General features: G+C 63.5%; 10 protein-coding genes. 5 read left to right on the plus strand and 5 right to left on the minus strand.

Annotated elements, in window-relative coordinates; translation table 11 throughout:
* Positions 1-31 precede the first annotated feature (31 nt).
* Genes CQ020_RS22580 through CQ020_RS22590 form a run of 3 tightly spaced genes read right to left on the minus strand, consistent with a single transcriptional unit; the run spans position 32 to position 2,269 of the window.
* Positions 32-1,189 (minus strand): M20 family metallopeptidase, encoded by a 1,158-nt coding sequence (locus CQ020_RS22580; protein ID WP_105694092.1) that lies wholly within the window; start codon positions 1,187-1,189, stop codon positions 32-34.
* On the minus strand, positions 1,179-1,850 hold the full coding sequence (locus CQ020_RS22585) for a DUF1028 domain-containing protein (RefSeq protein WP_105694093.1): 672 nt from the start codon (positions 1,848-1,850) through the stop codon (positions 1,179-1,181). Before CQ020_RS22585 ends, CQ020_RS22580 begins: the two co-directional genes overlap by 11 nt.
* Positions 1,847-2,269: a RidA family protein gene (locus CQ020_RS22590; RefSeq protein WP_105694094.1), complete on the minus strand. Its 423-nt coding sequence runs from the start codon at positions 2,267-2,269 to the stop codon at positions 1,847-1,849. Before CQ020_RS22590 ends, CQ020_RS22585 begins: the two co-directional genes overlap by 4 nt.
* Before the next feature lie 132 nt (positions 2,270-2,401).
* Between CQ020_RS22590 and CQ020_RS22595 the strand changes: the two genes are divergently transcribed.
* From CQ020_RS22595 to CQ020_RS24615, 3 genes are all read left to right on the plus strand, one after another.
* Positions 2,402-3,316 (plus strand): LysR substrate-binding domain-containing protein, encoded by a 915-nt coding sequence (locus CQ020_RS22595; RefSeq protein WP_105694095.1) that lies wholly within the window; start codon positions 2,402-2,404, stop codon positions 3,314-3,316.
* 144 nt (positions 3,317-3,460) lie between these two features.
* Positions 3,461-4,336, plus strand: a complete 876-nt coding sequence (locus tag CQ020_RS24610) for an MFS transporter (RefSeq protein ID WP_258142166.1) — start codon at positions 3,461-3,463, stop codon at positions 4,334-4,336.
* A 14-nt stretch (positions 4,337-4,350) separates the two neighbouring features.
* Positions 4,351-4,824 (plus strand): MFS transporter, encoded by a 474-nt coding sequence (locus CQ020_RS24615; RefSeq protein WP_258142167.1) that lies wholly within the window; start codon positions 4,351-4,353, stop codon positions 4,822-4,824.
* A gap of 63 nt (positions 4,825-4,887) precedes the next feature.
* Here the strand turns inward: CQ020_RS24615 and CQ020_RS22605 are convergent, their stop codons facing one another.
* Both CQ020_RS22605 and CQ020_RS22610 read right to left on the minus strand, forming a co-directional pair.
* Positions 4,888-5,487: a TetR/AcrR family transcriptional regulator gene (locus CQ020_RS22605; protein ID WP_105694096.1), complete on the minus strand. Its 600-nt coding sequence runs from the start codon at positions 5,485-5,487 to the stop codon at positions 4,888-4,890.
* A gap of 147 nt (positions 5,488-5,634) precedes the next feature.
* Positions 5,635-7,620, minus strand: a complete 1,986-nt coding sequence (locus CQ020_RS22610; RefSeq protein ID WP_105694101.1) for a primary-amine oxidase — start codon at positions 7,618-7,620, stop codon at positions 5,635-5,637.
* 118 nt (positions 7,621-7,738) lie between these two features.
* Here CQ020_RS22610 and CQ020_RS22615 point away from each other — a divergent pair, with 118 nt between their 5' ends.
* Complete coding sequence (locus CQ020_RS22615) at positions 7,739-8,302, plus strand: hypothetical protein (RefSeq protein ID WP_105694097.1); 564 nt, start codon at positions 7,739-7,741, stop codon at positions 8,300-8,302.
* Between the two features lie 22 nt (positions 8,303-8,324).
* A complete protein-coding gene (locus tag CQ020_RS22620) occupies positions 8,325-9,821 on the plus strand; it encodes an aldehyde dehydrogenase (protein WP_105694098.1) in 1,497 nt (498 codons plus the stop codon).
* Positions 9,822-9,944 lie beyond the last annotated feature (123 nt).

Genomic DNA, 9,944 nt, shown 5'->3' on the forward strand with positions numbered 1-9,944 from the left:
CTGGAAATGCTCACGACGCCGGACCCCCTGGCTACGCTGCCAGGTAGTCCAACGCCGTGAGTGCCAAGGCGGCTGCGCCGTCGTGAATGGCAAGGTTGGCGGCGTCGCCGACGCAGTGCGCGGCGAACTCGGGCTGGTGGTTGGCTGCCGGGAAGCAGCCGAGTCCTATGTAGGGGTGGATGGCCGGAACCACTTGGGACACGTTGCCCATGTCCGTGGAGGCCCGGTTCATGGTGGCTTGTTCCGGGGGTGCGTTGAAGTCGCGTCCCAGAGACTGCGCATGGTGCATGTACAGCTCGAGAGCCCGCAGGTCCGTGCGGAACTCCGAGTAGGGCTCCGATTCCGGGGTCACGGACAACTCGCAGCCGGATGCCAAAGCCCCGGCTTCGAAGCACCGCTGAACACGCTCTTCCAACTCGCCCAACAGCGCCAGCGATTCTGCACGGACGTACCAGCGGCCCTCGGTCTTTTCCGGTATGGCGTTGGGCGCTTCGCCCCCGCGCGTCTGGATCCCGTGGACCCGGGTACCGGAAGGCAGTTGTTGGCGAAGGAGGCCCAACGCCACCTGGGCAACAATAAAGGCGTCGTTGGCGTTGACGCCCTGATCCGGATACGCAGCGGCGTGGGCTGATTTACCCCGGTATTCCACGTGGTTGTGGGCCACGGCGTAGGGGCGGGCTTCGGCGGAATCGACGGGGCTGGGATGTGCCATCATGGCCAGGTCCAAGCCTTGGAAAGCGCCCTTTTTGAGGAGCTCGATCTTTCCGCCGCCGCCTTCTTCGGCAGGGGTTCCATACAGTTCCACGGTGAGGTCATGCACGGCAGCGAACTGTGCCAAGGCCACGGCAGCACCGCACGATACTGCCGTGATGATGTTGTGGCCGCAGGCGTGGCCGAGGCCCGGAAGGGCGTCGTATTCGGCCATGAGCCCAACGCGGCGGGAACCTGTTCCGAAGACTGCTCGGATCGCGGTGGGAAAGCCCAGATATTCTCTTTCCACCTCGAAGCCGTGACCAGCCAAGTAGTCGGCGGTCCAGCCGGCGGCGCGGTGTTCCTGCCAGCCAAGTTCCGGGTTGGCGTGGAGTGTTTCGGAGAGCCTGATCAGATGCGGCTGTTGTGCGTCAACGGAATCCAGGACCCGCTGGCGCTGAACCGCCGGGTTGGCAGCGGTTGTTTGTTTAGCGCTCATCGCCCGCCACCCCATAACCCACTGACGACGCGGGGTCCAGGCCACGAATCACGTAGTCCTGCCGCTGCGGAAGCCACACGTCCAGAAGCTTCTCCAGCTCCTCGATGGGATGATCGTGCCAGTCCACGCGCAGGTCAGTGTCCCGCCAGCCGTGCCCGGACACCACCGAAAGTCCGGCCGATCGCACGGGTCCGGCTTCGCCGCCGGCCGCAATGGCGGCTCGAAGGGCAGCCATGAGACGCACTTCCAGCTCTCCGGCGCTGGCTTCAAAGGCGTCGCAGAGGACTTGGGCAACACCAGGATGCGCGAGCATGTTGCCCGCAGACACACTGTTCGCACCCCGGCCTTCGCCGAACACGCCAAGAGTATGCGCGCCGCTGAACACGGCGGATCCACCGTTTGCGTCCAGGACCACCAGTTGCCGGTAGTCCACCGCCGGTGATTCCTGCACGACGGCGTCAATCGCCTCCTGCGCGGAATAGCCCGCCTGCAGGCGGTTCAGCAATGCTGTTCCCAGCCGGGGATCCGTAATGTTCTGGGAGCTGACGGCGCCTACCCCGTCGCGCAAGTGCGCGCAGCGGGCAGCGACCGCAGGAGAGGAAGAAGAGACAGCGATGCCGAACCTGCCACTGCCATCGGTGGCCGTGATGCTGAACGTCACTGCTGACCTTCCGTCGAGAGCACTGCTGTCGCATCAATTTCCACGAGCCACTCCGGGCGTGCCAGTGCTTGGACAACAATCCCTGTGGAGACGGGGAACACGCCTTTGAGCCAGCGGCCCATGGTGCGGTAGACGGTTTCACGGTACCGGGGATCTATGAGGTAGACGGTGACCTTGACGATGTCCTCAAGGCTGCTGCCCGCCTCCTTGAGCAACATGTCAATGTTGGCCATCGCCTTTTCCGTCTGGGCTTCGACGTCGCCAATGCCCACGGACTCGCGCGTCTCGAGGTCTTGTCCGATCTGGCCCCGAAGGTAAACCACGCCGTTGGCCACAACGGCCTGGCACAGATCGTTGTCAAGGTTCTGTTCCGGATAGGTCTCTTTGGTATTGAACGTGCGGATACGCTGGTGCTTCACCTTGTAGCGCCTTTCGGTCGGTTTGTGGCAGGTGCTCGTATCCTTCAGCTTCGTGCGCTGTACTAAATCTGTCCAACAGTTCTTTTAGAACGATTGCATCGACTTTTCAGATCCAGAGTGTATTCTCGTCCCATGGATGTGACCCTCACGCAATTGCGCTATTTCGTGGAAGCGGCGGCGCAGCTGTCCATGACCGGTGCTGCTGTTCGCCTCAATGTGGCCCAGTCCGCGGTTTCTGCGGCGATCGCCCAGCTGGAACGGCACGTCGGAACGCAGTTCTTCATCAGGCAGCGCTCCAAGGGGCTGGTGCTCACGCCGGCCGGCGAGCTGTTCGTCAGGGACGCCCAAGCCATCCTTGCGCAGGTCGAGGAAAGTGTTGACCACGCACGTGGAGAACACCAAAGCGTCTCCGGACGTATACGTATTGCCTGCTTCAGCACCCTTGCCCCCTTCCTGCTCCCGGGCGTCCTGACCAAGCTGCGGGAGGACCATCCTGCCCTTGAGGCGGAAGTCATCGAAACCGATACCTCAGGCTGCATCAGCGCCTTGCTCAGCGGGCAGGCCGATGTGGCGTTGTGCTACGACCTGGACCTCCCCGAGGCCATCGCCAGTTCCGTGGTGGACACCGTCAGGCCGTATGTGGCGCTGCCGCCGGACCATAAGTTGGCCGGCTCAAAGACAGTCAACCTGTCCTCCTTGCGCGGTGAACCCTTTGTGCTGCTGGACATGCCGCACACCCGCGATCTCATGTTGTCCATCGCCAGGCTGGGCGGCCAGGAAGCGGACGTCCGCTTCCGTTCGGCCAGCTATGAAACGGTGCGTACTTTTGTGGCCCGGGGCCTCGGCTATTCCATCCTCCACCAGCGTCCACAGCACCAGTTGACGTACGACGGCGGCCAGCTGGCCGCCGTCGAAATCCGCGACGACGTGCCGGAATTGAAGACAGTCCTGGCGCACCTGAAGTCCCACCGGCCCACGGCGAGGGTGCGGGCGGTAGCGCAGGCGGTCCGGCATCAGATTGTCGCAGCACGCACGGCTCGGAGCTAGGTGACGCTTTTTATTCATCTGCTCAGCAGATGCACTTGGTGTTAAAAATCTATTAGACAGATCACATTCCAGCGCCTGAAGATGGGTAAAACCAGCAATCGGGCGTGATCCACGTCATGTGGATCTCTTCCTCCAGGAGGAACTGTGAACACCAAGAACATCGAGGGGCAGATCAGCCGAAAGGGTTTGCGCACCAGCGTCGCCGCCGGTTCCATCGGCGTCTTCGTCCACTGGTTCGAGTGGGCCATCTACGCTTACCTCGCTTCCACCATCGCCGTAGTCTTCTTCCCCCAACAGGACAGCACGGCAGCACTGCTGTCAGTCTTCGCCGTCTTCGCCATCAGCTTCGGCGTCCGTCCACTGGGCGCGCTGGTCTTCGGAACGCTGGGCGACAGGATCGGGCGCAAGAAGACGCTGTCAATCGTGATTCTCTCCATGAGCGGTGCCACGTTGGTGGTAGGACTCCTGCCCACCTACGACGCAATCGGTTTGTGGGCGCCCATCCTTCTTGTGGCCGCCCGGGTGGTTCAGGGGCTCGCGGCCGGAGGTGAGTTCGGAAGCGCGGCCGCCTTCCTGGCCGAGTACTCACCCAGGAAACACCGCGGATTCGGCGTCAGCTGGCTTGAATTCGGAAGCCTCCTCGGTTTCCTGGCGGCCTCGTTGGTGGTGTTCGTCCTTTCCAGCGCCATGGACGCCCAAGCAATCGCCGACGGCGGCTGGCGCATCCCCTTCCTGATCGCGGTTCCCCTGGGGGTCATTGGCTTCTACATCCGGTCCAAGATTGAAGACACTCCGGAATTCCGTTCGCTGGAGGAGCTGGGCAACGTGCCGCAGAGCCCCGTCAAAGAGGTCTTCACCAAGCACCGGAAGCAGCTGCTGCAGATGAGTGGCCTGGAGGTCATGATGCACGTGACCTTCTACATAGTGCTCGTCTATCTCCTGACCTATCAGGAGAAAGTATTGGGTTTCGACGCCGGAACGGCCGCGCTGCTTTCGACGGCCGCGTCCTGGCAGGCCTGATTCTGGTTCCGTTCGTGGGGGCGCTGTCAGACAGAATCGGCAGGAAGCCGGTCCTGATCACTGCCGCCGTTTCGCTGGTGGTGCTGGCCTATCCCTTGTTCCTGATCATGCAAACGGGCACAGCCTGGGCCGGCGTCGCCAGCACCATTGGACTGGGCGTCATCCTGGCCCTCATCCTGGGTGTCCATGCGGCCGCGGCTGCTGAACTCTTCCCCACCCGCACGCGGCAGACCGGGCTCTCCATTGCCTACAGCGTCACCGCGGCCATCTTCGCCGGAACCGTCCCGTTCGTCCTGACCTGGCTTATTGCGCAGACCGGAAACGACATGATGCCCGCCTTCTACCTGATCCTTGTAGGCCTGATTGGGCTTGCTGCCGTGCTGAGCATGAAGGAAAGCAAAGGCAAGGACCTTCTGAGCGAGGACGCGGCAGACCTGCAATCGCCGGGAACCCCAGCCCGGGCAACGCAGGGCGTGGCGCACACGTAGACACACACCGTCCAGTGGACAATTCACCCTCGCGTACGGGGGTGAATTGTCTGTTAGATGGGGTCATACAGTGACGGCAAGCCGCGCAAGTGCGCGCTCCATCAAATGCCGCTGCCGGGAACCGGTGACCGCATCCGGATCCAGCATGGACGTGACGTGCAGGCCCATCATGATGTTCAGCAGCTCATCGGCCACGGCGTCCGGATCCACCAAAGGTTCGCATTCGCCGTCGTGCTCTGCTTGGGCAAGGAAGCCCATCACCAGGCCACGCCAGTGAAGGAGGGCTTCCCGGCCGACGGCGCGCAGCGCAGTCTCCGTCTGCGCGCGCTGCCAGAAAGAAACCGCCACACGGGCTTCCACCACGGTGAGGGGATCGGCCGGGATGATTTCCAGGCACAGCCTTCGAAGGGCTGACAGGCCGCGACGGCCGGCCGTGCCAGCCGCGATGCGCTCATTGGTGCGGTCGCAGATCAACTCGTAAGACGCCAGAAGCAGGGCGTCCTTGTTGGGAAAGTAATGGGCCAGCACGCCGGGCGCTGCGTAGCCGCACTCCCGGGCGATGTCCCGCATGCTGGCGTTCTCGATGCCCTGCTCCGCAATCAGGCGCCACGTGGTCTCGATGATGGAACGCCGGCGTTCCTCGTGATCAACCAAGCGGGGCATGCTGCTCCTTTGTTTCGGACGTTCGAGTGGTGGTTCGTTTGCGCGGGTGGCCATGGCGGGACCGTGAGCACCCTACCACTGCGGGAACGCCGGGGCGCGCTCCCGCAGTGATGGGCGCTCCCGCAGTGATGGGCGCGGGTAAAGCCTTTAGTGTCCGCAGGAGCCGCCATTCTGCTCCGCAGGAGCACAGTGCCCGGCGGCAGAGGAAGGCACGTTCAAGGTGGGGTTCTGATCGAAAAAGCCGTGCGGCTTCAGCGTGAACCCGGTGGTGTCAACGGGCATGATGGGCCAGTCCTCAGGGCGGGGGAAGTGGGTCAGGCCAAAGGAGTGCCACACCACGAGGTCCTGGCCATTAAGGTCGCGGTCCTGAGCCACGTAGCTGGGAAGCCCGGCACCTCCGGGGTGCTGGTTGACGAAGTCACCGGCGGCGTAGAGTTCGTCCTCGGCGTGCTGCGTGACCCACAGGTGGTGCTTGGCAAAGGCGGCCCGCGAGGCAATGGAAGAATCATCCGCCATGGCCAACGTGGGGTTTCCCTCCGGGTAGAGGGTGTAGCCCACGGGGTGGCCGAGGTGGTTCAGCGAGGCCGGGTTGCTGATGTGCCACACCCTTCCCTTGCTGCCATCGGCGTCGCGGACTGCTTCCGATTCACGGGTCAACGCCGTGCGCTTCTGGGTGAAGGCATTGCCGTGCGGGTTTCCTGGCCCCTTGGGCAGGCGCACCAGGTCCAGTTCCTCAACCCGGTTCGTGTCGCCGTCGATCATCATGTCCAGCCGGGCGCTGAAGAGGTGCTGGTGGTAAGGGGCGCCAAGGCCCGGGGCGATCTCCGAGGCGTAGGCGTAATCCTTGTCCGGAAGCGCTGCCGTGAACACAATGCCGGTGGCCTTCGCCTCAAACTCGATGGTGCCGTCCAAGTAGAGGTACCAGTAGAAGCCGTAATCGTAGTTGCCCACGGTGGTGAAGAAGGAGACAACCAGCCTGCGGTTGCGCCGGACCTCGTTGGAGCCGGCCCACTCATCCGTGTGCTTCCACAGGATTCCAGCGTCTTCCTCATGGATGCAGATGCCGTTCTCAATGGTGCGGGGGTTGCCGAAGTCGTCGGCCACCACAGGGGACATGTACGTGATGTCGCCCAGGCAGTCGCAGCCAAGCTTGAGGGAGTTGGCGTCCCGGCCCACCAGGTACTCGCCGGAATCGAAGTAATTCTGCCAGCTGCGGTAGGGGGAAGGGTCGCCATAGGGGACCACCATTTCGGAGATGGACGCGCGGTGAACCACCGGGCGGCGCCGCCCTTGGTGCGAGTGGTGCAGCTGGTGGAGTACCAATCCTTCGCGGGCATCGAAGCCTACGCGCAGGTCCCAGCCTGCCCATGACAGGTGATTGCCCTCCAGGGTGAAACTGGGACCTTCGGGCTGGGTGATCTCTATGGGCTTCAAATCCGTGCGGAGCTCGCCGTAGATAGCTGGATCGGTGTAGTTGCCGTTGACCTCCGGAACCGGAACCGGGCCGTCGTCGATCACGTGGTTAACCCGGCGGTTTTCCACATCAACAAACGCCACCAACCCGTCAATCGGGTGGGCCCACGGGTGGTCTGCGGGGTGGTCCTGGCGGAATCCGAGGCCGCGAAGCAGCCGCTTGCCTTCCTCGTTCCCGTACTCGAAGACACCTGCGGAGAGGGGAGCGACTCGGACCTGGGCCGGGGTCAGGCCGCGGCTCTCGAGGGCGGCTTTCCACTGGGGGTCCTCGGCCAGGATGTCCTCGATGATCCCGAATTCCTCGAGGAGAACCGGCAACTGACCATCGATCTGCGGGTTGAGTTCATGCCTTTCCAACATGAGGCCGGTGGTCAGGGACAGCCTGACATCCAAGGAAAGCGACTGCGCGGCGTCCCAGAGCATGGCCCTGACCAGACGTGGGGCGTCCGGCGCATCTCCCTGAAGGGTGGCCTTGGGTGGCTCGATCAGGCCCAGGTAAGCGAAGCGCGTGGTTTCTGCGACGAGGCCGGCCTCTGCCAGAATCCGGCGGGCCTGCTGAATTTCCCGTGCCGAGAGCTGCTCAAGCGGGTGCTGCCCCAGCGGAGCCTGCGTCATTGCGGCCTGCGTCGTTGCGGCCGAGGGGGTGGTCTGAAGGGTCATGGCACTTCCTGAAGTCGATTTTTGATGGTACAACTGTTCAACCAACGCTTTGATGTTACTCACCTCACAGGCCGGCGTAAAGTCCTTCACCCAAACATTGCCGGCAGCCAGGAGAACCATGAATCAGCAACACCGCCTACCGTGGCGGCGCGGCACCAGCACGCCCGTTTCCGCGGGCGTTGTTGGCTTGGTCGCCACGGGCAGCGCTGCAGCTCATGTTGTGGCAGCCGTCAGTGGGCCGGCAGGCGTGATGGCTTGGTGGATGGCGGCCATGGGTGCTGCGTGCCTGAGCTGCATCGCTCCCATGGCGGGATTCCCCGTGCGAAGACTGCGGCCCTGCGCCCGGCAGGCTGCACCACGTGCCGCCAGCCACCTCCTGGCCATGAGCGCAGTCATGATCCTCATCCACATGGTCCTCTTGTTGGGGCCCGCCGGCATGGGATCTGGCAGCGGGTTGGGATCTGGCGGCGGCCACCATGGCTCCGTCCACAGCAGCGCCGGACGCGGCACAACCTCCTCGGACCATCAGACGTCCATGCTCACCCTGATTGGCGTTGAGTTTCTTTGCCTCATTGCTGCTTCGGCCGCTCTGCGCATGGCCCGCACTCCAGCATCACCCCGGACCTCAGCACCACCCCGGACCACAGCACCACCCTTAACCCCACCATCACCCCGGAACTAGAAAACCCACCTCAGGAGTCACCATGAGCACCACTTCCACCGCACTCTCCTTCGACTGGCACGGACGAGCCGACGCCCTGGCCGTGGATGGCAGGGCCTTCGTCGACGGTCGCCGGACAGCGTCCGGCACAGGACTGACCCGTCCTACGATCAGTCCGATTGGCGGCCGCGTCCTCGCTGAACTGGCCGCTTGCGGAGCCGACGACGTTGATCTCGCGGTAGCAGCCGCTAGGCGTGCCTTTCCTGCCTGGGCACGCTGCGGCGCCGAGAAGCGGAAGGCGCTGCTGTTGTCCTTGGCTGCCCTAATGGAGCAGCATGCTGATGAACTGGCTCTCCTAGAAACGCTGGACAGCGGAAAACCAATACTCCAGACCACCACCGTGGACGTGCCCGGTGCCATTTCCACGCTGCGTTGGTATGCGGAAGCGGCGGACAAGCAGAACGGCGAATTGCCGGCAGTTCCGCCAGGGGCAACCGCGTTGGTGACGCGCGAGCCGCTGGGCGTGGTGGCGGCGATCGTTCCTTGGAACTTCCCGCTGGAAATTGCAGTGTGGAAGCTGGCGCCAGCGCTCGCCTCCGGAAACACTGTGGTGCTCAAACCGGCCGAGCAGACCTCGCTCAGTGTGCTGCGCCTCGCCGAATTGGCCGCGGAAGCGGGTCTCCCGGATGGCGTCCTGAACATCATTACCGGTACGGGCCGCGAAGTGGGCGCGGCCTTGGCGCACCACATGGACGTTGATGCGCTGGCCTTCACGGGCTCCACTGCCGTTTCCCGCACCCTGCTGGAAGCCTCGGGTCGCAGCAACCTCAAGCGGCTAAGCCTCGAAGCGGGCGGCAAGAGTTCCAACATCATCTTTGCCGATACATCAGACCTGCCTGAGGCGGCAGCTAAGGCCGCTTTTGGGGCCTTCTATAACCAGGGACAAGTCTGCTCTGCGAACTCCCGGATCCTGGTTCAGCGGGACATCCATGACGAATTTGCTGCTCTGCTTGCTGACGCGGCGGCGGGCTATCGTCCCGCAGATCCCTTGGCCGGATTGGAGGGCAACGGTGCCCTGATCAGCAGCGCCCACGCGAACGACGTCGAAGGCTGGATCCGGCGCGGCCGCGCCGAAGGTGAGGTGCTTTTCGGCGGTGAGCGGCGCGAAATCCACGGCTCCGACGCCTATCTGGAACCCACCCTGTTGGGAGGGCTTGGGGCGGATCACGATGTCCACCGGGACGAGATTTTCGGGCCGGTGGCTGTGCTGCACGCTTTCGACTCGGAGGAGGAAGCGGTGCGTTTGGCAAATGCCACGGATTACGGATTAGCCGCGTCTGTGTGGACGTCCAACCTGTCCCGCGGCCATCGGGTGGCTGGGGAGCTGCTGGCCGGAACGGTTTCCGTCAACACCGTGGATGCACTGGGAAATACCACTCCGTTCGGAGGCTTCAAGCAGTCCGGATTCGGCCGGGATCTCTCCCTCCACGCCTTCGACAACTACACCGCGCCGAAGACTACGTGGATCCAGTTCGGCTGATTCTTGGCATCTGGAAAAGCGTTGATGTGCATCGTTATTCCATGGTTTACGTGATGCAGCTCACGAGCTTACGCTGGGTCTCACAGTGGACCGGACCCGCCACGTCAACGCAGACGAGGGCCC

The sequence above is a fragment of the Arthrobacter sp. MYb23 genome, from assembly GCF_002979775.1.
GTDB lineage: Bacteria > Actinomycetota > Actinomycetes > Actinomycetales > Micrococcaceae > Arthrobacter.